Origin of the sequence: Stenotrophomonas riyadhensis (genome assembly GCF_040256885.1) — a bacterium.
GTDB lineage: Bacteria > Pseudomonadota > Gammaproteobacteria > Xanthomonadales > Xanthomonadaceae > Stenotrophomonas > Stenotrophomonas riyadhensis.
In genome coordinates this window covers 1,880,766-1,901,805 of record NZ_CP155568.1, presented here as the reverse complement: position 1 = coordinate 1,901,805, position 21,040 = coordinate 1,880,766, and the positions used below count along the sequence as shown (strand labels likewise).

At 66.0% G+C, this 21,040-nt stretch carries 18 protein-coding genes and 1 pseudogene; 5 read left to right on the top strand and 14 right to left on the bottom strand.

The genetic code is table 11. The annotated features are described in order from the left end of the window. Positions 1 to 116: 116 nt before the first annotated feature. The 7 genes and pseudogenes from SriyCCGPB3_RS09045 to moeB form a co-directional block, all read right to left on the bottom strand. Positions 117 to 239 (bottom strand): annotated as a pseudogene (locus SriyCCGPB3_RS09045) (Arm DNA-binding domain-containing protein); the annotation flags it as partial. A 300-nt stretch (positions 240 to 539) separates the two neighbouring features. Then, positions 540 to 2,105, bottom strand: a complete 1,566-nt coding sequence (gene guaA, locus SriyCCGPB3_RS09040) for a glutamine-hydrolyzing GMP synthase (RefSeq protein WP_054171531.1) — start codon at positions 2,103 to 2,105, stop codon at positions 540 to 542. After that, positions 2,102 to 2,581, bottom strand: a complete 480-nt coding sequence (locus tag SriyCCGPB3_RS09035) for a hypothetical protein (RefSeq protein WP_350260364.1) — start codon at positions 2,579 to 2,581, stop codon at positions 2,102 to 2,104. Before SriyCCGPB3_RS09035 ends, guaA begins: the two co-directional genes overlap by 4 nt. A 107-nt stretch (positions 2,582 to 2,688) precedes the next feature. After that, positions 2,689 to 4,146, bottom strand: a complete 1,458-nt coding sequence (guaB, locus tag SriyCCGPB3_RS09030; protein ID WP_005409308.1) for an IMP dehydrogenase — start codon at positions 4,144 to 4,146, stop codon at positions 2,689 to 2,691. A 434-nt stretch (positions 4,147 to 4,580) separates the two neighbouring features. Beyond that, complete coding sequence (gene folD, locus SriyCCGPB3_RS09025) at positions 4,581 to 5,459, bottom strand: bifunctional methylenetetrahydrofolate dehydrogenase/methenyltetrahydrofolate cyclohydrolase FolD (protein ID WP_350260148.1); 879 nt, start codon at positions 5,457 to 5,459, stop codon at positions 4,581 to 4,583. A 227-nt stretch (positions 5,460 to 5,686) separates the two neighbouring features. Beyond that, positions 5,687 to 7,519, bottom strand: coding sequence for a monovalent cation:proton antiporter-2 (CPA2) family protein (locus tag SriyCCGPB3_RS09020; RefSeq protein WP_201118832.1), 1,833 nt, complete (start codon positions 7,517 to 7,519; stop codon positions 5,687 to 5,689). Between the two features lie 659 nt (positions 7,520 to 8,178). After that, positions 8,179 to 9,315 carry a molybdopterin-synthase adenylyltransferase MoeB gene (gene moeB, locus SriyCCGPB3_RS09015; RefSeq protein ID WP_350260147.1) on the bottom strand — a complete coding sequence of 379 codons (1,137 nt, stop codon included), beginning with the start codon at positions 9,313 to 9,315 and terminating at the stop codon, positions 8,179 to 8,181. 89 nt (positions 9,316 to 9,404) lie between these two features. Here moeB and SriyCCGPB3_RS09010 point away from each other — a divergent pair, with 89 nt between their 5' ends. The 4 genes from SriyCCGPB3_RS09010 (at position 9,405) to SriyCCGPB3_RS08995 (ending at position 13,165) form a co-directional block, all read left to right on the top strand. Further along, entirely contained in the window at positions 9,405 to 10,220 is an 816-nt protein-coding gene (locus SriyCCGPB3_RS09010; protein WP_350260146.1) for an AraC family transcriptional regulator, read from the top strand. Between the two features lie 74 nt (positions 10,221 to 10,294). Next, the gene (locus tag SriyCCGPB3_RS09005; RefSeq protein WP_350260145.1) at positions 10,295 to 10,930 is read left to right on the top strand and encodes a LysE family translocator; all 636 of its coding nucleotides are present in this window, start codon (positions 10,295 to 10,297) and stop codon (positions 10,928 to 10,930) included. A gap of 95 nt (positions 10,931 to 11,025) precedes the next feature. Further along, on the top strand, positions 11,026 to 11,808 hold the full coding sequence (locus tag SriyCCGPB3_RS09000) for a lysine transporter LysE (protein ID WP_350260144.1): 783 nt from the start codon (positions 11,026 to 11,028) through the stop codon (positions 11,806 to 11,808). Between the two features lie 139 nt (positions 11,809 to 11,947). Continuing rightward, entirely contained in the window at positions 11,948 to 13,165 is a 1,218-nt protein-coding gene (locus SriyCCGPB3_RS08995) for an amidase family protein (RefSeq protein ID WP_350260143.1), read from the top strand. A 263-nt stretch (positions 13,166 to 13,428) separates the two neighbouring features. Here the strand turns inward: SriyCCGPB3_RS08995 and der are convergent, their stop codons facing one another. From der to ndk, 7 genes are all read right to left on the bottom strand, one after another. Next, positions 13,429 to 14,826, bottom strand: coding sequence for a ribosome biogenesis GTPase Der (der, locus tag SriyCCGPB3_RS08990; RefSeq protein ID WP_014036905.1), 1,398 nt, complete (start codon positions 14,824 to 14,826; stop codon positions 13,429 to 13,431). Between the two features lie 17 nt (positions 14,827 to 14,843). Next, positions 14,844 to 16,052, bottom strand: a complete 1,209-nt coding sequence (bamB, locus tag SriyCCGPB3_RS08985; RefSeq protein ID WP_110712031.1) for an outer membrane protein assembly factor BamB — start codon at positions 16,050 to 16,052, stop codon at positions 14,844 to 14,846. Further along, a complete protein-coding gene (locus tag SriyCCGPB3_RS08980) occupies positions 16,052 to 16,690 on the bottom strand; it encodes a YfgM family protein (protein ID WP_094001816.1) in 639 nt (212 codons plus the stop codon). The genes bamB and SriyCCGPB3_RS08980 overlap by 1 nt, the downstream gene beginning before the upstream one ends. 65 nt (positions 16,691 to 16,755) lie before the next feature. Then, positions 16,756 to 17,628, bottom strand: a complete 873-nt coding sequence (locus tag SriyCCGPB3_RS08975) for a RodZ domain-containing protein (protein WP_350260142.1) — start codon at positions 17,626 to 17,628, stop codon at positions 16,756 to 16,758. An 18-nt stretch (positions 17,629 to 17,646) separates the two neighbouring features. Continuing rightward, a complete protein-coding gene (gene pilW / locus SriyCCGPB3_RS08970) occupies positions 17,647 to 18,432 on the bottom strand; it encodes a type IV pilus biogenesis/stability protein PilW (RefSeq protein ID WP_164161817.1) in 786 nt (261 codons plus the stop codon). Then, complete coding sequence (gene rlmN / locus SriyCCGPB3_RS08965; protein ID WP_110712028.1) at positions 18,419 to 19,624, bottom strand: 23S rRNA (adenine(2503)-C(2))-methyltransferase RlmN; 1,206 nt, start codon at positions 19,622 to 19,624, stop codon at positions 18,419 to 18,421. The genes pilW and rlmN overlap by 14 nt, the downstream gene beginning before the upstream one ends. A gap of 10 nt (positions 19,625 to 19,634) precedes the next feature. Beyond that, positions 19,635 to 20,060 (bottom strand): nucleoside-diphosphate kinase, encoded by a 426-nt coding sequence (gene ndk / locus SriyCCGPB3_RS08960; RefSeq protein WP_008265389.1) that lies wholly within the window; start codon positions 20,058 to 20,060, stop codon positions 19,635 to 19,637. Positions 20,061 to 20,385: 325 nt separating this feature from the next. Here ndk and SriyCCGPB3_RS08955 point away from each other — a divergent pair, with 325 nt between their 5' ends. Next, complete coding sequence (locus tag SriyCCGPB3_RS08955; RefSeq protein WP_014036900.1) at positions 20,386 to 21,039, top strand: TetR/AcrR family transcriptional regulator; 654 nt, start codon at positions 20,386 to 20,388, stop codon at positions 21,037 to 21,039. The last annotated feature ends 1 nt before the right edge of the window (position 21,040 follow it).

The window sequence follows — 21,040 nt, the reverse complement described above, 5'->3', positions numbered from 1 at the left end:
GCCTTGGACACCGAGCGCGGCACGCGCCGCCCCTCCTTCGCAACGTTGACCTGCAAGGCCACCCGCGCCACTTCGAAAACGTCCTTGGCCAGCGAATAGCTGCCTTTGGCTTGCAGCCAATCGTAGCGGAAGGTGACGGTACCGGTGGGCGATACCGTCACGCACATCCCATCCCGGTCAGAAGCCTTATAAGTCAAGGACTTAGGCTTCAAATTACGCAGTGCGGTGTCGGTAAGCATCGAGGTTTTCCTCCTGTTGGCGACGGCTTTTACCGTCAGGGGTCAGGAGACCTGCTGATGCCCGGAAAGCCGCATGAAATCAGCTTTCCAGAGAAGACTTTTACCGTCAAAGACCGGTTTGGTCTCAATAGTGAACGGGAGGGTCTTAATCTGGCCTTCGGTTCTTACCGCCACTTTTCCCGCCAACCTGTTCCGCTGGCCGGCGATAGCCACCGATAGCTGCCGTGACGTATTTACTTTCAAATCAACACGTTACGGCAATTTTTCGATACTAGGCGATAGTCCTCGAAGGACCTGATTTCACTCCCACTCAATAGTAGCCGGCGGCTTCCCCGAGATGTCATAGACAACCCGCGACACCCCCCGCAACTCATTGATGATCCGGTTGCTCACCGTACCCAGGAACTCATACGGCAGATGCGCCCAATGCGCCGTCATGAAGTCGATCGTCTCCACGGCCCGCAGCGCAATCACCCACTCATAAGCGCGCGCATCGCCCACCACGCCCACCGACTTCACCGGCAGGAACACGGCAAACGCCTGGCTGGTCTTGTCGTACAGATCCGCCTTGCGCAGCTCATCAATGAAGATGGCATCGGCCTTGGCCAGCAGTTCGGCGTACTCGCGCTTCACTTCGCCCAGGATACGCACGCCCAGGCCCGGGCCCGGGAACGGATGGCGGTAGACCATGGTGCGCGGCAGGCCCAGCTCAACACCCAGGCGGCGCACTTCGTCCTTGAACAGCTCGCGCAGCGGCTCCACCAGGCCCAGCTTCATGTGCTCCGGCAGGCCGCCCACGTTGTGGTGGCTCTTGATCACATGCGCCTTGCCGGTCTTGCTGCCGGCCGACTCGATCACGTCCGGGTAGATGGTGCCCTGCGCCAGCCACTTGGCGTTCTTCAGCTTGTTCGATTCTTCGTCGAAGATCTCAACGAACAGGTTGCCGATGATCTTGCGCTTGGCTTCCGGGTCGCTCACGCCTTCCAGCGCGCTGAAGTAACGGTCGGCGGCATTCACGCGAACGACCTTCACACCCATGTGCTCGGCAAACATCGCCATCACCTGGTCGCCTTCCTGCCAGCGCAGCAGGCCGGTATCCACGAACACGCAGGTCAGCTTCTCGCCGATAGCCTTGTGCAGCAGCGCGGCCACGACGGACGAATCAACGCCGCCGGACAGGCCCAGGATCACTTCGTCATCGCCCACCTGTTCGCGCACACGGGCGATCTGGTCGTCGATGATGTTGGCGGCGGTCCACAGGGTCTGGCAGCCGCACACGTCCACCACGAAGCGGCGCAGCAGCGCCTGGCCCTGCAGGGTGTGGGTCACTTCCGGGTGGAACTGCACGCCGTACCAGCGCTTTTCTTCGTTGGCCATGGCGGCCACCGGAATGCGGTCGGTGGTGGCGGTGATGGTGAAGCCCGGCGGCGCAACGGAGACGTGGTCGCCGTGGCTCATCCAGACATTCAGCTTCGGCTCGCCGCCGTGGTCGCTCAGGCCCTTGAACAGCGCATCCGGGTTGATCACGTTCACTTCGGCGTGGCCGAACTCGCGCTGGTCAGCGGCTTCGGTGGCACCGCCCAGCTGTGCGGCCAGGGTCTGCATGCCGTAGCAGATGCCGAAGATCGGCAGGCCGCTGTCGAACACTTCCTGCGGCGCGGCCGGGGCACCCGGCAGCGTGGTCGATTCCGGGCCACCGGACAGGATGATGCCCTTGGCGCCGAACGCGGCGATCTCAGCCGGGTTGTGGTCCCACGCCCAGATTTCGCAGTAGACGCCCAGCTCGCGGATGCGGCGGGCGATCAGCTGCGTGTACTGCGCGCCGAAATCGAGGATGAGGATCTTGTCGTTATGGATGTTGGTCATGGTGCCGTTCCAGTGGTGTTTTTCGCAGCGCCCGGCGCTTCAAGGCTCTGCGTCAGCGTGGCGATGAACGCCTCGCGTTGTTGAATATGTGAGGTGTCTTCCTCGTCCCAGCGCAGCATCAGCAGGCCATGCGGTGCGTTGGGGTTGGAGCGGTCAGCGCGCGGCAGCTCGGCGATTTCCTGCACTTCGGTGCCGGGCACGATGCGCCGTTGCATGGCGTGCATCGGGTAACCGGAATCCACGGCGTTGCCCCAGAAAGCGGACTGCGCGCTCATCCGTTTCGGCTCCAGCGGCCCCAGCTCGGCCGTGACCACGGGGTCTTCAAGCCTGTCACCCAGATCGGTAACGCATCGCAGGATGACCTGCAACGGGCGCTCACCGGTGCCCTTCAGCAGCCAGCGCTGTTCGCCTGCGGCCTGCACCTGCCAGCCCTTCGGCAGCGAGAACGCGTTCTGGCACGCCTGCACGTCCTGCAATTGCGAAACCGCCGCGCCCGGAGACCCGGAGCGCGGCGGCGGTTCGGACAACGAACAGCCTGCCATCAGCAGGCTGCCCGTAATCGCAAGAGCAGTTCGCAAGCGCATCAGGCGCGGTAGTTCGGCGGCTCTTTGGTGATCGTCACGTCGTGGACGTGGCTCTCACGCTGGCCGGCGCCGCTGATCTTCACGAACTTGGGCTTGCTGCGCATGTCTTCGATGGTGGCGCAACCCACGTAGCCCATGGTGGCGCGCAGGCCGCCCATCAGCTGGTGGATGATGCCGCCCACCGGGCCGCGGTACGGCACTCGGCCTTCGATGCCTTCCGGCACCAGCTTGTCGGCGGTGGCAGCGTCCTGGAAGTAGCGGTCCTTCGACCCCTTCTCCATGGCAGCCAGCGAACCCATGCCGCGGTAGCTCTTGTACGAACGGCCCTGGTACAGCTCGGTCTCGCCCGGCGATTCCTCGGTACCGGCCAGCAGGCCGCCGACCATGATGGTCGAGGCACCGGCGGCCAGCGCCTTGCCGATGTCGCCCGAGTAGCGGATGCCACCGTCGGCGATCAGCGGGATGCGGTCCTGCAGGGCTTCGGCCACCAGGTCGATGGCGGTGACCTGCGGCACACCGACGCCGGCGACAACGCGGGTGGTGCAGATCGAGCCCGGGCCGATGCCGACCTTGACCGCATCCGCGCCGCTGTCCAGCAGCGCCAGCGCGGCTTCGCCGGTGCAGATGTTGCCACCGATGACCTGCACGTTCGGGAAGTTCTTCTTGACCCAGCTGACGCGGTCCAGCACGCCCTGCGAGTGGCCGTGCGCGGTATCGACCACGATCACGTCCACGCCGGCGGCGACCAGCGCTTCCACGCGGCGATCGGTATCGCCACCCACGCCGACGGCAGCGCCGACGAGCAGGCGGGTCGACAGATCCTTGGCAGCGTTCGGGAAGTCGGTGTTCTTCTGGATGTCCTTGACGGTGATCAGGCCACGCAGTTCGAACGAATCATTGACCACCAGCACCTTTTCGATGCGGTTGCGGTGCAGCAGCTGCAGCACTTCGTCGGAGGCGGCGCCTTCCTTGACCGTGATCAGGCGATCCTTCTTGGTCATGATGTGGCGGACCGGATCGTCCAGCTCGGTCTCGAAGCGCATGTCGCGATGGGTCACGATGCCGGCCAGCAGGCCGTCACTGCCCACCACCGGCACGCCGGAGATGTTGTGCGCCTGGGTCAGGGCCAGCACGTCGCGGATGGTGGTTTCCGGGCCGACGGTGATCGGGTCGCGGATGACACCGGCCTCGAACTTCTTGACCTTGGCCACTTCCGCGGCCTGCTGTTCCAGGCTGAGATTCTTGTGGATGATGCCCATGCCGCCGAGCTGGGCCATGGCGATGGCCAGGCGGGCTTCGGTGACGGTATCCATGGCTGCGGACAAGATCGGAAGCTTCAGCTTCAGGTCGCGAGTCAACCGCGTTTCGAGGTTGACGTCCTTGGGCAGGATGGTCGAATGGGCGGGGACGAGCGAGACGTCGTCGTAAGTGAGTGCTTCAGCCTGGATGCGCAGCATCGGCATACCCGAGATGTGGGGAAGCGCGACATTTTACCCTGTTTTCGCGCCCTGTGGCAGGGGGTAGATGCGACGCAGTGTCGCGCGGGCGGTGATTCGTTCAGGGCGATGGACCGGGGCCGCTGCACCACCACGGCCCCCACGGACATGGAACCGCCACGGAACCGCCTTTGGTAGGTGCCAACCTTGGTTGGCACAAACAGGGAGAGGCCGTCATCCCATCTGGGGTCCAGGCGCCGGACGGATCGTGCCAACCAAGGTTGGCACCCACCAACAGCGGGCAATGCCGCCGCCGCACCGCCGTGGACCCGCCTTTGGTAGGTGCCAACCTTGGTTGGCACAAACAGGGAGAGGCCTTCACCCCATCTGGGGCCCAGGCGCCGGACGGATCGTGCCAACCAAGGTTGGCACCTACCAGGAGCGAGCCGCTGCGGTCAGCTCAGCGCTTCCGCGGCTTCCAGGGTGTTCTGCATCAGCGTGGCCACGGTCATCGGGCCCACGCCACCCGGCACGGGGGTAATCCAGCTCGCCCGCTCGGCCGCAGCCTCAAACCCGACATCACCCACCAGGCGGCCGTCATCCAAGCGATTGATACCGACGTCGATCACCACCGCGCCCGGCTTCACCCATTCGCCCGGCACGATGCCCGGGCGGCCCACCGCCACCACCAGGATGTCGGCGTTGCGTACGGCCTGTTCCAGCACGTCCTTGGGGGTGAACTTGTGGCAGCTGGTCACGGTGCAGCCGGCAATCAGCAGCTCAAGGCCCATCGGGCGGCCGACGTGGTTGCTCACGCCCACGATGGTGGCGTTGCGGCCACGCACCGGCTGGTCGGTGTGGCCCAGCAGCGTGGTGATGCCGCGCGGGGTGCACGGGCGCAGGCCAAACTCGCGCAGGGCCAGGTGGCCGACGTTTTCCGGGTGGAAGCCGTCCACGTCCTTGCGCGGGTCGATGCGCTGGATCAGCCGGCGCGCGTCGGGGATGCCCGGCAGCGGCAGCTGGATCAGGATGCCGTTGATCTTCGGGTCGGCATTGAGCTGGTCGATCAGGTTGAGCAGCTCGGCTTCGGTGGTACCGGCCGGCAGGTCGTAGTCATGCGCTTCGATACCGACCTTCTCGGCGGCACGGCGCTTGTTGCGCACGTACACGGTCGAGGCCGGGTCGCCACCGACCAGCACCACGGCCAGGCCCGGGCGGCTGCCGCCGGCGGCCACGCGCGCGTCGACGCGCACCTTCAGGCTGTCGAGCAGGTCCTCGGCGATGCGGCGGCCATCAAGGATGCGGGCAGGAAGCTGGGGGGCGGAATCGGTCATCGGGAGCAGGCGTGGGGCGGCGGGGACGCTATTGTCCCCGATTCAGGCCCCCTCGCCCACCGCGGAATGGGGTCCTGATGGGGTCGGATCCCTTTGCCACAGGCAAAGGGCTCTGACCCCGGGGTGACTCAAATTGCCAACCTCCGGTAGTGCCGGCCGCTGGCCGGCAACCTCATGACGTCGGAACGTTTCCGCATCTGCCGGCCAGCGGCCGGCACTACCGGGCTTTATTCTTCCTCTTCCGGCACATCCTGCGGGTTCAGCGTCTTGCTCTCGCGCTTGGGCGCGGTGAACGGCGTCGGCGTCGGCACGCCCTGCGGGCTGTTGCCGTAGATCATCCGCGCGCCGGCATTCAGACCACCACCGGCAATCTCCAGCTCGAAACGCTCGGCATCGCGGCGACGGATCTGCTCGGCGATCTCCACCGCGTCGTCCTCATCCGCCCCCAGCTCCACCAGCGCGGCCTGGCCGAACAGCACCGCCGATTCAAACGTCTCGCGGATCTGGAAATCGACACCGGCATGGATCAGCCGCAGCGAATGCTCGCGGTCGAACGAGCGCACCATCAGCTTGGCCTGCGGGAACTCATGCGCCACCAGTTCAACGATGCGGTCAGCCGCTTCGGCCTTGTCCACGCACACCGCAATCGCGCGCGCAGTGGCGGCACCCGAGGCATGCAGCACGTCCAGACGGGTGCCATCGCCGTAATAGATCTTGAAACCGAAGCGCGCCGCGCTCTGGATCATCTCCACGTCGTTGTCGATGATGGTCACATCCACGTCGCGCGCCAGCAGCGACTGGCTGGCGACCTGGCCGAAGCGGCCGAAGCCGATCAGCAGCACGCTGCCGGACAGGCCATCGGCCTCGTCCACGCCGTCCATGTTCACCGTCGGCTTCGGCGCGATGCGCTTGTAGACCAGCACCACCAGCGGGGTCAGCGCCATCGACAGCACCACCACGGCGGTGAAGTTGGCATTGATCTCCAGGTCGATCACGCCGGCCGACGCAGCGGCGGAGAACAACACGAAGGCGAACTCGCCACCCTGCGCCATCAGCACGCCACGGTCCAGCGCCTGCGCGTGGTCGCTGCCCATGATGCGCGCCACCACGTAGATGCACAGCGCCTTGGCTGCCATCAGCGCCAGCACCAGGCCGAGGATCAGCTGCCAGTTACCGGCCACCACGCCCAGGTCCAGCGCCATGCCCACGCTGAGGAAGAACAGGCCGAGCAGGATGCCGCGGAACGGTTCGATGTCCGCCTCGATCTGATGACGGAAGGTCGACTCGCTCAACAGCACGCCGGCCAGGAACGCGCCCATCGCCATCGACAGGCCGGACAGCTGCATCAGCAGCGCCGCACCCAGCACCACCAGCAGCGCGGCGGCGGTCATCACCTCGCGCGCCTTCGATTCGGCCAGCACGCGGAACAGCGGGTTGAGCAGGAAGCGGCCGACCAGCACCAGGCCGACGATGGCACCGACGCCGATCGCGACCGACAGCCAGCGCGAGCCTTCGCCGTCGGCACTGCCTGCGCTCGGGCCCATCCAGGCCACCAGCGCCAGCAACGGCACGATCAGCAGGTCTTCGAACAGCAGGATGGAGACGATCTTCTGCCCCGACGGCAGCGCGATGTCACCACGCTCGGCCAGCAGCTGCATCACCACCGCGGTGGAGGTCAGCACGAAGCCGGTGGCGCCGATGAAGGCCACCTGCCATGGCAGGCCGAACAGCTTGGCGATACTGGTCAGCACCAGCGCACAGGTGACGATCTGCAGCGTGCCCAGCCCGAAGATTTCCTTTCGCAGGCTCCACAGGTGCGAGGGCCGCATTTCCAGGCCGATCACGAACAGGAACATCACCACGCCGAGCTCGGCGGTATGCAGGATGGCCTGCGGGTCGGAGAACCAGCCCAGCCCGAACGGTCCGATCGCCAGGCCGGCGGCGAAGTAGCCCAGCACCGAGCCCAGGCCGGCCCGACGGAACAAAGGCACCATCACCACCGCCGCGCCCAACAGGGCCACGACCTTGACCAGCTCGCTGGTCGCTGCTTCTACCGCCATGCGGTGTGTTCCCCAAGATCCAGAATCGGGTTCAACAATAGAGCAATGCCGATGACGGCAATAGCACGCATGTTGCGCCGGATTGTCTTGGAGGTGGAACGATGCAGGGAGCGACCCCCAGCATCATCCCGAAACCGTGCGCCCGCCCAAGTGGGAGCAACCGTACACCCGCTTCGGTGGGTGCCAACCTTGGTTGGCACGAAAGCGCCGACCAAGGTCGGCATCTACCAATGCACACCCCGATCGGGTTCACCCACTCCGGCAGAACGCGGCGTAATCGATATACCCCGGGAACGGCACGCCCGGCGCGCACACGGGGCACTGCGGGTCCGGCCGGATGCCGGATTCCGAAACCATGCACCTGCTTCGGTAGGCGCCAACCATGCCCCTTCGGTAGGTGCCAACCTTGGTTGGCACAAGAGCGCCGACCAAGGTCGGCATCTACCAATCCACTCCCCGGCCAGCCTCACCCGCCCCGACAAAACGCGGCGTAATCGATATACCCCGGGAACGGCACACCCGGCGCACACACCGGGCAGTGCGGGCCCGGCCGGATGCCGGATTCCGAAACCATGCACCCGCTTCGGTAGGTGCCAACCTTGGTTGGCACAAAAGCGCCGACCAAGGTCGGCATCTACCCATGCATTCCCCGGCCGGGTTCACCCACTCCGGCAGAACGCGGCGTAATCGATATACCCCGGGAACGGCACGCCCGGCGCGCATACCGGGCAGTGCGGGTCTGGCCGGATGCCGGTCTCGCGGAAGCGCATGCCCAGCGCATCGAAGCGCAGCAGCCGGCCAACCAGCGGCTCGCCGATGCCCAGCAGCAGCTTCAGCACCTCGGTGGCCTGCAGCACGCCGGCCAATCCCGGCAGCACACCCAGCACGCCGGCCTCGGAACAGTTCGGCGCGAACTCCGGCGGCGGCGGCTCCGGGAACAGACAGCGGTAGCACGGCGCCACGCCGCGCTGGCGGCCAGCGTCAAACACGCTTACCTGGCCGTCAAAGCGCTCGATGGCGGCATACACCAGTGGCGTGGCGTGCTTGATGCAGGCATCGTTGAGCAGGTAGCGCAGCGGGAAGTTGTCCGAGCCGTCCAGCACCACGTCCACGCCCTCCAGCAGCGCATCCACGTTATCGGACGTGACCCGCTCCGGCACGGCCTCCACCTCGATCGACGGGTTCAGCGCCAGCAGCCGCTCGCGCGCGGAATCGACCTTGAGCTGGCCGACGCTGGCTTCGGTATGCACGATCTGCCGGTGCAGGTTGCTGCGCTCCACCCGGTCGTGGTCGGCGAAGCGCAGGTGCCCTACCCCGGCCGCGGCCAGATAGAAGCCGGCCGGCGCGCCCAGGCCGCCGGCGCCCAGCACCAGCACCCGCGACTGCTGCAGCCGGCGCTGGCCGGCCTCGCCCACCTGCGGCAGCAGCAGGTGGCGCGAATAGCGGTCGTAGAAATCGCGGTCGGCGGCGCTGTCCAGCGGCTGCACCAGCGGCAGCGACTGCTCGCGCCAGGCCACGGTACCGCCGCTCACGGAAGCCACATTGGTGTATCCAGCCTCCAGCAGGAACTGCGCGGCATCGGCCGAGCGCTTGCCGCTCTGGCAGATCAGCAGGATTTCCTGGTCGAGTCGCGGCAGATGAGCGGCCGGGTCGGCCTGCAGCTCGCCCTTGGCCACGCCGCGCGCGCCCTCGGCCATGCCCCCGGCCCGTTCATGCGCCTCGCGCACATCGATCAGCACGGCGCCATGGGCCAGGCGCTCGCGCGCCTGCGCGGGGGAAAGCTCTTGAATGCTCATGGCCGCATTATCGCGCAGACACCCTCGACGCGCCTTGCCCCGAACATGGCACCATGCGGGCGTTGCCCCCTGCATCCCGGAACCGCTGCATGCGCTCTGCCACCGAATTCTGGCGTGACCCGCGCATGCCCTTCGTCGAAAGCCGACGGGCCTGCGACAGCCGCGCCTGCCATCGCCCGCACAGCCATGACACCTTCTCGATCGGCGCCGTGGACGCCGGCAGCAGCGTGTTCACCGGCGCCGCGGAAGGACCGCGCCTGCTGCAGCCCGGCAGCCTGGTCGGCGTACCCGCAGGCCGCGTGCATGCCTGCAACCCCCTGCCCGGCCAGGTCTGGAGCTACCAGATGCTGCATCTGGATGCGCGCTGGATGGCCGAGGTCCGCGCCGAGTATGACGGCCTGCCCGGACCCGACTGGCAGCAGGAACCGATCCGGATCTCCCACCATCGCCCGCGCTACCAGCAATACTGCCAGCTCAACGAGACGTTGTTCTCCGACGATCCGGTCAGCGTCAAGGAAGCGGCCCTGATCGCGTTCGTCGGCGATCTGGATGAACACGATGGTGTAGCCGTCGCCGGCCCGCCTGAAGATGCCGCACTACAGCAGCGGGTGCAGCCGGTGAAGGACGTTCTGCGCCAGCGGCTCGAACACACCCCGGCCCTGCAGGAGCTCGCATCGCTGGCAGGCATGAGCCGCTACCAGCTGATCCGCGCCTTCCGACGTGCCACAGGCCTGACCCCACACGCCTGGCAGATCGACCAGCGCATCCAGGAGGCCCGCCGACGGTTGTGCGAAGGCCAGTCACTGGCCGTGGTCGCGCATGCACTGGGCTTTGCCGACCAGAGTCATTTCCAGCGGGTCTTCAAGGCCCACGCCGGTGCGACCCCAGGCCAGTACCGGCGCTGAGCCTGCAATAACGTTCAATACCACCGCGCGGCACATCCCCAGACTGGCGCCCCCGCCAGCCGCCGCCGGACCCGATGGAACAGTTCCTGATCATCGCCACCGTACATTTTCTCGCCCTGCTCTCACCCGGTCCCGATTTCTTCCTCGTTGCACGCACCGCGATCACCTCTGGCTGGCGCACCGCCAGCGGCGCCTGCGCAGGCATCGCCGTTGGCAACGGCGTCTTCATCGTGGCGGCCTTCACTGGAATGGCCATGCTGCGCGCGGGCAGCGCAGGGTTCATTGCGGTGCAGTTGGCGGGCTGCGGGTTCCTGCTGTACCTCGGCACGCTGTTCCTGCGCCATGCGGGTTCGACGACGCTGCAGGCATCTGACGCTGCCGCCGGATCGCGAGCGGACGGTGCCCACGGATGGTGGAAGGCGGCAGGGCTGGGCGCCCTGTCTGCGCTGCTGAACCCGAAGAATGCGCTGTTCTACGCAACGTTGGCGGCAATGCTCAACGGTCCGCAGGCCAGCGCCGCAACGAAGTTCTTCTATGGCGCGTGGATGTTCGGCATCGTCCTGCTATGGGATCTGGTGGTAGCCGCGCTGGTCGGCCACCCGTGGGTGCTGGGTCGATTCGCGCGTGCCCTGCCCTGGCTGGAACGGGCCGCAGGGCTCCTGATGATTGCGCTGGCGCTATGGATCGTCGTGTCGCTGTGGGCCGGCTGATGCCGGCGATTCGCACCTGTCGCAATGGCGTTCAATACCGCGCGTTCACACCCGCCCACACTCTGCACTTTCTGTAGGTCAGTGGCAGGTTTACGTTGCAGCAGTTCTTCGTCGTCGCGGTGCTGTACGGCTTCGCCATGCTCCTGCCTGCTTCGCATCACGCGAAGATCCTGCGCACCGCGATGGGCGCGGGCGGGCACGCCGCCATGGCCGCGTCGTTCGGTATCGCCATCGGTACGGGCGTCATCTGTGCCACGGCTTTCGTTGCAGCGGGCATGCTGGGAAACCGCGGCCTGTGGACGCTGGCGATGCAGTGCGCGGGCTGCCTCCTGCTGCTGCGCCTGGCGGGCATGTGCCTGCGCGACGCAGGCTTGACCCCGTTCTCTCCGCTTTCCCTGCAGATGCCCTGGGGCCTGCGCGCTCGCTCCCGTTGGCCGCACGCCGAAGCAGGATGCCTGCTGGCGCTCGCCAGCAGCAGCAACTGGATGCTGCAGTTCGCGATTGCAGCCCTGGTTACCGGCCTCGTTGCCGACACGGGCACCCAGGCCGCTTACGTGGCCGGCCTGAGTGGCGTCGCGCTGTCGCTCGGCCTGCTGATGGCGTGGCTCGGCAGCCATCCGCGCTGGGCACAGGGGTGTTGCCGATTGCTTCCATGGCTGGAGCATGCCACGGGCCTGCTGATCGGGGCGGTGTCGGTGGCGTACCTGGCAGGTGCACTGGGTACGACCCTGGTCTGGGCAAGCATCACGGGGCAGGTGCAGCTGCCGGAATCGATCCCTGCCACAAGCCAGGTGCAACCGGCTTCAACATCGCGGCGCGGTCGAGGCATGCCATGCGCGTTGCCTCATTGCCGCGCTCGTCGCAGCAGTCCGCCCTGATCGAGACATCGAGAACCAAACCCATACCTGGCTGGCGCCCCCAGCGCGCCCGCAACAGCAGTCCTCGGGTTTCATACTCTTAGGCCGATGTTCGCACGGACAATCGTCACAACGCTTCGGAACCCACCACGAGATGAGCATGCACAGTAGTTACCCTGATGATCCGTCCGGCTCGATCGTCGAAAGGATCGACATAGCACCGCTTGGAGCAGGGCCGTTGGAGGGAACAACCTTCACGGTGAAGGACAATATCGATCTGGCGGGTCATAAGACCTCCTATGGCAGCCCGGCCTGGCGGGCCAGGCATCCTGCGCCGAAGCTCAATGCGCTTTGCGTCGATCAGGTATTGGCTGCGGGCGCGCGCTGCGTAGGCAAGGTCGTCGCGGACGAATTCACGTATAGCCTCGACGGCGAAAGCCAATTCTTCGGCACGCCGGTGAATGCCAAGGCTCCAGATCGCATTCCCGGCGGCTCTTCAAGTGGATCTGCAGCGTCGGTCGCCAATGGCGTGGCCGATTTCTCCATCGGCACCGATTCGGGCGGCTCGATCCGTGTTCCTGCGAGCCTGTGCGGCATCTGGGGCATGCGCCCATCCCTGCACCGGATTTCCGAAGCCGGCGTGCTGCCCTTCATGCCGAGCGTCAGCACGGTGGGCGTCGTTGCTGCATCATTGAACCTGCTCGATGCAGCGACACGGGTTTTGCTGCGCAGCAGCTCAAGCCAGCCGGCGCCACTGCAACGTATCCTGGTCCTCGCCGATGCGCTGGACATTGCTGACGAAGCAGTGAGAAACCAGGCGGATGCCGCCTTGCAGGCGATCGCCACCCGCACCGGCATCGTGCCGGAGACAGTCCGCTTCTCGCAGATCGTCGGCGCGGACGTTCCGCTAGTCGATTGCAATGTGAAGGCGCTGCGGAATCTGCAGACGGCCGAATTCCAGAGCACGGTCGGCAACTGGATCGAAACACACAAACCCGAGCTTGGCTTTGCCTTCTCCATGGCGTATGGAAATGTGCAATCGTTCGACCGGCTTACCGCACTCGACAGCATCACCCGCTGCGAATGGTTCTTCGAGAGGATCAATGCTTGCCTCATGCCCGGAACCGTCATCTGCTTCCCCACGACGCCGGTCATTGCCCCCCTCAAGGGATCGCTGACGACGCTGGAGGCCGTGCTGGACTTCTACGATAGGACAATGGCGATCACCGCCTTTTCCGGTGTCGCGCGGCTGCCAGAGATTTCCATGCCGTTGCTGACTATCGACAATTGCCCGGTTGGACTCTCTGTTGCCGCCGGTCACTATCAGGATGAATTCCTGCTGGCCTCAGCCAGGCAGATGATAGAAGGAATTGCATAAGTCGAATCCCGTCGCTGAAAGGTCCCCTCGTCGAGTTCCACATCGAGGTAGGTCCCCCAGCGACCGCCTAGCGCACATCAATCAGCACGGCGCCGTAGGCCAGGCGCTCACGTGGGGAAAAGCTCTTCGATGCTCGAGGCCGCATTGTCGGGCACGTGGCACCGGACCGCCTCGACCGGTATCTGCGAACACGGGGGATTGCCGGCCAGCGGCCGGCACTACCACAAACAAGAAAGGCGGCCCTGCGGCCGCCTTTTCCTGAATCACTTGCCCTTGACGTGCTTCATCAAGCGCCGCTTGGCCTTGACCTGCCGCTCGGTGAGGACATTCTTCTTGCCCTCGTACGGGTTGGTGCCCTCGCGGAAGATGAAGCTCACCGGCGTGCCGATCAGCTTGAAGCGCTTGCGGAAGAAGTTCTCCAGGTAGCGCTTGTACGATTCCTGCAGTTCCTTCAGGCGCGTGCCGTGCACGATGAAGGTCGGCGGGTTTGCCCCAGCCGGATGCACGTAACGCAGCTTGGAGACGTGGCCGCGGATGGTCGGCGGCGGGTTGGTCTCGTACGCCACTTCCAGCGCCTTGTTCACTTCGCTGGTGGTGAAGGTCTTGTTCGCCGATTCGTGCGCGCGATGCACTGCACGGAACAGCTCGCGCAGGCCCGAGCCATGCTTGGCCGAGATGCGCACCGACTCGGCCCACGGCACGAAGCCCAGCTTCAGCGACAGCATGGTTTCAGCCTGCTCGCGCTGGTACTCGGTCAGGCCATCCCACTTGTTGATGGCAATGACCAGCGCGCGGCCGGCGTCGAGCACGGCACCGAGCACGGTGGCGTCCTGGTCGGTCACGCCTTCGGTGGCGTCGAGCATCAGCACGGCCACCTGGCACTGCTCGATCGACTGCATGGTCTTGACCACCGAGAACTTCTCGACGACCTCGTCCACGCGCGAACGACGGCGCAGGCCGGCGGTGTCGATCAGGCGGTACTCGCGGCCATCACGCTCCAGGTCCACCGCGATCGAGTCGCGGGTGGTGCCCGGCACGTCGGAGGCGATCATGCGCTCCTCGCCAAGGATGCGGTTGACCAGGGTCGACTTGCCCACGTTCGGGCGGCCGACGAAGGCGATGCGGATGCGGTTCGGATCGTTGTCCAGCTCTTCGCCGCTGCCTTCTTCGGGCAGGCGCTGGATCACTTCGTCCAGCAGGTCGTCCAGGCCCTGGCGATGCGCGGCCGACACGGTCAGCATCTCGCCGAAGCCGTAACGGGCAAATTCCGAACGCACGGTGTCCTCGTCGGTGCCGTCGATCTTGTTGATCAGCAGCAGCGTCGGGCGCGACAGCTTGCGCAGCCAGGCCAGGATCTCGTCGTCCATCGCCGAGGTACCCTCACGGGCATCGACCACGAACAGGATCAGGTCGGCTTCCGCCGCAGCGGCGCGGGCCTGGCGGGTGGTAGCCCCTGCCAGTCCCTCTTCCTCTTCCGCGATACCGCCGGTGTCCACGACGAGGAAATGATTGTCCTCGTCCAGACGGCAGACACCGTAGTTGCGGTCGCGGGTGACGCCGGGCTGGTCATGGACCAGCGCGTCACGGGTGCGCGTAAGCGCATTGAAAATAGTCGACTTGCCGACATTCGGCCGTCCAACCAGGGCGACCAAAGGCAGCATCGCGATTACTCCAATTTTTAATTTGCCAACCGGAAGGCGGTCAGCTTGCCATCAACGTTCTGCACCAGCAGCACCCCGTCTACGACGACCGGCTGGGCCAACAGGGCGTCGCCGCCGCTCTTCGCCCGTGCCGCCATCGCACCATCGGAGGTCTTCAGCCAGTGCACGTATCCCTTGTAGTCGCCGACGACCACGTAATCACCCTGCAGAGCCGGGCCGGTCAGCGAACGACGCGCCAGCTCGGTCTGCGACCACATGGCAGCGCCGGTCGCCTTGTCCAGGCCAAACACGCCACCCTTGTTGTCGGTAACGAACACATTGCCCGACGACACCGCCACGCCACCTGCACCGCCATGGTCACGCGCCCACAGCGGGCGACCGGTCGGGCCTTCGATGGCCATGGTCTGGTTCTTGAAGCTGCTCACGAAGAGGGTGTTGCCCTCCAGCACCGGGGCGCCATCGACGTCGGCCATGCGCTCCAGCTCGGTACGGCCTTCGCCGTTGCCGAGGTTCTGCTCCCACAGGGTACGCCCATCCTGCATGGCGAGCGCGGCAACCGCGCCTTCGTCCTTGCCGATGAACAGCACGCCCGGGCCGGTGACCACCGGGGCGTTGCCGCGCACGGTCAGCGCCGGCAGTTCGCTCGGGTTGAACCACTTCTGGGTGCCGTTGCCGGCATCGAAACCGGTGACGCGGCCATCGTTGCTGCGCACGAAGACCAGGCCCTGGGCCACGGCCGGTGCGGCAATCACTTCACCCGGGACACGGGCGCGCCACTTCTCGCTGCCATCGTTGATGTCCAGGGCAATGACCTGGCCATCCAGCGTGCCGATCACGACCAGGTTCTCACCGACACCCGGGCCGCCGGACAGGCGCAGCTTCGGCTTCTTCTTTTCCTTCTGCGGCTCCCAGGTCCAGACCTTCTTGCCGGTCTGCAGGTCGATGGCGTGCACGCCACCGGTGATCGCCGCAGCGAACACATGGCCGTTGGCCACGGCCGGGCCCTGGCGCACGCCGATGCGGCGCTCACCCTTGCCGAGGTTGACCGACCAGATCTTGTTGACCTTCACGCTCGGCTCGAACTTGACCAGCTCAGCCGGCTCCTGGGCCTTCTTCGCCGCCGCGTCCTTGCCGGCGAACCAGCCCTTCATGGTGCTGCAGCCGGTCAGGGCCATGCCCATCAGGAGCACGGTGGCGACGCGGGTGATCATGACCTTCTGACTCATCAAACCGACTCCGCAGGGGCGGCGACCGTGCCGCCGGCATCCATAACCTTGGTTTCCAGCAGGCGCCGCTGCGGCGCTGCCACGTCCAGCGACTTCAGCGCCTTCTCGTACTGTGCACGGGCATCATCACGCTTGCCCTGCGCCAGCAGCGCATCGCCATGGATTTCCAGGCTGCTGCTGTCGGTGGCGCTGCCCAGCAGCTTGATGGCTTCGTCGCTCTTGCCGGTGGCCACCAGCAGGCGGGCCACACGCTGGTCGACCACGCGCTGCAGGTCACCTTCGACCTTCACGCCGCGCAGGGTGGCCAGCGCTTCTTCATTCTTGCCGGCGTCGACCTGGGCCTTGGCCAGCTGCAGCGCCGCGAGGTCGCCATAGATGCTGGACGGGCCGGCTTCGAGCGCCTTCACTGCCTTGGCGGCATCGTCGAGCTTGTTCTGCTGCAGGCCGACCAGCGCCTTCTGGTACTCGACATTGGCCGAGGCCAGCTTGCCGCCCTGATCCTTCTGGTACCACTGCCAGCCGGCAATGGCACCGATCGCGATGGCTACGCCACCGAGGATGCTGGCGCCATTCTTCCGCAGCCAGCTGCGGACGCGTTCACTTTGTTCGTGCTCGTCGAGCAGATCGTCGATCGCCATGCGTACTCTCGCCCCGCCCGTCGGGAGGGACCATTGGGTTTAATCGAAGGTGGTGAAACCGCGCCTCAGTGCGAAACCGGGACTACGGAGCCTTCAGAGGATACCTGAAAGCGTGCCACGTTGGCTCGCTGGTAGGGGGTCAGATCGACGATAGCGCCGTTCTGCTGAACCTGGACCGCCGAGGCGTTGCCCAGGGTCACCCGGGTTACCTGGCCCGGGGTGAAGCTGCGGCTTTCGCCGGACTTGATCAGTGCCTTCTCGACGGTGGCACCATCCGGGCCGCCGATGTCGACCCAGCTGTCGCCGCTGAACTGCATCTCCAGCGTGTTGCCGACCGCGGCCGGCGCGGGCGCCGAACGCGGCACCGGGGCCAGCGAGGCAACGTACGGGGTCGCGGCCGGCTTGCTGGCCGGAGCGCTGGCCACGTCAGCCGGCGCTGCCGACTCCACGCCTGCGGCGGACGGGGTCACCGGCACCGCAGCCGGGATCGCGTCCAGCGAGGCGGTGCTTGGCGACGGGGTGGCGCTGCCATCGAAGTGACCACGGGTGGCGAACCACACCGGCACGGCCAGCACCGCGGTGATGCCGACATAGAGCATGCGCCGACCGAGGTTCTCGGCAATACGGCGCGCGCGCGGGGTATGGGTATGGCTGACCAGGGTGGGCGGAACCACCGGCCCGACCTGGGCCTGCTCCAGCAGCTGGCCCACGTCCACGTTGAGCAGGCGCGCATAGCTGCGCAGCTGGCCGCGCACGAACACCGGCGCGCCGAGCTTCTGCCATTGTTCTTCTTCCAGCGACCTGACCACCTGGACCGGCATGCGCAGGCGCGAGCCGACATCTTCGAGGGTCAGTCCGGCCGCCTCGCGGGCCTGGCGCAGGCGGGTGCCGCAGCCGGCCGCAGTCTCGAGAGCGCTCACAGTCTGGTCATCAATCACAATGCATCAACCCTGGAGTTAGGAGCCCGCTTCCTGCGGAAATTCCTGTCGAATCCGCTGAAGATAACGATCAGATGCCGCCCGATCGCCCAGCCGCGCTTCGATTTGAGACGCAAGTTGTAACACGGAACGCGTTGCGGGTGCAGCCGCAATCCTACGTTCGGCGAAGGCCCGGGCCTCCATGTAGCGGCCCTGGCGGTAGCTCAGCTGGGCCATCGCCTCCAGCGCAACGGGGTTGCCGGGCAGTGTCGCCAGTGCTGCGCGCAGGTCGCGCTCGGCACGCTCGAACTGGCCCGCGTCCAGCGCACAGCCGCCGGCATTGGCCTGTGCTTCGGCCGGCGTGGCATAGCCCGGCGCCTGCAGCGCACGGTCGAACCAGATCAGCGATTCGGCCGGTTGGCCCTGCTGGCACAGCCAGGCACCGTAGTTGTTGAGGATGTCGCCGCGCTGCGGCGCCAGCTCGGCAGCCCTGCGGAAGTTCTCGCCGGCCTGCTGGATACGGCCGCGGCGTTCGTCGATGCCGGCCAGCAGCACCAGGCCGTCCGGCGCATCCGGGGCCAGCTTCTGCGCCTCGCGGACCTTGCGCTCGGCGGCGTCGAGGTTGCCAACCTGCATGTCACGGGCTGCCAGGGCCAGCAGATCCTGCCAGCGCACCTGGCGGCGTACGCTGTCCGGATCACGGACCGAGTACACCGGCGCCATGCTGGGGCCCACCTTGGCCTTGGAGTGGGATTTGCAGCCGCCGACCGAAATGGCCAGCACGCCTGCGAACAGGACCAGCCAGAGGCGGTCAGGCCGCGGCATCGCTCCCCTTCCCCGCCTGCAGCGACTTGTTGAACTCCGCCTGGCGGCGGGTGCGGTCCATCACCTGGCCCTTGAGCTGGCCACAGGCGGCGTCGATGTCGTCGCCACGGGTGCGGCGGACCATGGTCAGCACATTGCTGTCCAGCAGGATCTTCTGGAAGGCACGGATGTGCGCTTCTTCCGAACGCTCGTAGCGGGTACCGGGGAACGGATTGAACGGGATCAGATTGACCTTGCCCGAATCCTTGGCCTGCACCGCGTTGTCGAACTGGCGCATCAGGCGGGCCAATTCGCGGGCATGCTCGGGCTTGTCGTTGATGCCCTTCATCAGGGTGTATTCGAAGGTGACCGATTCGCGGCGCTTGTTGGCGCGCAGGTAGCGTGCGCACGAGGCCATCAGCTCGGCGATCGGGTACTTCTTGTTGAGCGGCACCAGGGTCTCGCGCAGCGCATCGTTGGGCGCATGCAGCGACACCGCCAGCGACACGTCGCTTTCGGCAGACAGGCGGTCGATCTGCGGCACCAGGCCGGAGGTCGACAGGGTCACGCGCTTGTTGGCCAGGCCGTAGCCCAGGTCGTCGCGCATCACGCTCATGGCGCGCACGACGTTGTCGAAATTCATCAGCGGCTCGCCCATGCCCATCATCACCACGTTGGTGAGGCGGCGCATCTGGTGCGGCACGTTGCCCAGGTGGCGTGCGGCAACCCACACCTGGCCGATGATCTCGGCGGTGGTCAGGTTGCGGTTGAAGCCCTGGGTGGCGGTGGAGCAGAACGTGCAGTTCAGGCCGCAACCGACCTGCGAGGACACGCACAGCGTGCCGCGGGTCTTGTCCGGGATGTACACGGTCTCGATGGCGTTCTTGCCATCCACGCCCATCGCCAGCAGCCACTTGTGGGTGCCGTCGGCGGAGGGCTTGTCGAACACGATGTTGGGAACCAGCACCTCGGCATGGGCCTGCAGCTTGGCGCGCAGGACCTTGCCGAGGTCGGTCATTTCATCGAAGTCGGTGACGTAGCGATGGTGGATCCACTTCATCACCTGATGGGCACGGAACTTCTTTTCGCCGAGGACGTCGACGAAGAACTTCTCCAGGCCCGCGCGATCGAGGTCGAGCAGGTTCTGCTTGCCAGCCGTGGGTGCCGACTTCGGCAGCGGCTGGATGGCGGGGGACTGTACGACCTCGTTCACGGCATTACTCTCAGCGCGAGACGACTTCGGTGGCGGCGAAGAAGTAGGCGATTTCAATCGCGGCATTCTCGACCGAGTCCGAGCCGTGGGCGGCGTTGGCATCGATGGATTCGGCGAAGTCGGCGCGGATGGTGCCCGCAGCGGCTTCCTTCGGGTTGGTGGCGCCCAGCAGGTCGCGGTGGGCCAGGACGGCGTTCTCGCCTTCCAGGGCCTGGATCATCACCGGGCCGGAGATCATGAACTCGACCAGCGCGTTGAAGAACGGACGCTCGCGGTGCACGGCGTAGAAGCCTTCGGCTTCACGGCGCGACAGCTGCTTGTACTTGGCGGCCACGACCTTCAGGCCGGCCTTCTCGAAGCGGGCGTAGATTTCGCCGATGACGTTCTTGGCAACGGCGTCCGGCTTGATGATCGAAAGGGTGCGCTCCAGCGCCATGGGATGTCTCCAATGGAATCGGGCCGCTGATGGCCCGAAGGGTAACATGAAAAAAACCCGCGTCGGGACGCGGGCTTAGCCTGATAAACGTAGGCGAATTGTAAAAGATAAAGCGGCAGCGTGGTAGTGCCGGCCGCTGGCCGGCAGGCTGGTGCCCCATGGGCTGCCCGCGGTTGCCGGCCAGCGGCCGGCACTACCCTTTGCGCCCATTCACCCACCTGAGCGGATTCTGACCGCTGCTGGCAATTTTGCTGCACTGCAAAATGCCATACGCTACCGTCTGGTCCTAGTATCAAACAATCGTTTGATTAAGGTCCGCCCGCCGATGGCCAAACCCGCCCACTTCTCGACCAAGGACCGCATTCTCGGCGCGGCCGAGGAGCTGTTCGCACAGCACGGCTTCGCTGGCACTTCGCTGCGCCAGGTGACCAGCCAGGCCGACGTCAACATCGCTGCGGTCAACTACCACTTCGGCTCCAAGGAGAACCTGGTCAACGAGGTGTTCCGCCGCCGCATGGACGAGATGACCGGCGCGCGCCTGGCGCAGCTCGAGCGCGCCCGCAGCGAACACCCCGGGCAACTGCGCCCGGTGCTGGCCGCCTTCGTCGAACCGGCGTTGGCGCTGGCCCAGGACCGCCAGAACGGCGGCGCCTTCGTGCGCGTGATCGCCCGCGCCTACGCCGAGAAGAACGACAACCTGCGCAAGTTCCTGTCCGACCACTACGGCCACGTGCTGCGCGCGTTCGGCAAGGCCATCGGCGAGTGCGTGCCCGACCTGAGCAAGGAAGAGCTGTACTGGCGCCTGGATTTCCTGGCCGGCTCGCTCACCTATGCCATGGCCGACTTCGGGCTGATCAAACGTCCCGCCGGTGTCACCGAAGCGGCGCATCGTGCCCATGCCGCCCACGAACTGATCCATTTCGCCGAAGCCGGGTTCCGCGCCGCCGCTCGCGCCAGCGCCCTGCCCGCTTCCCTTTGAT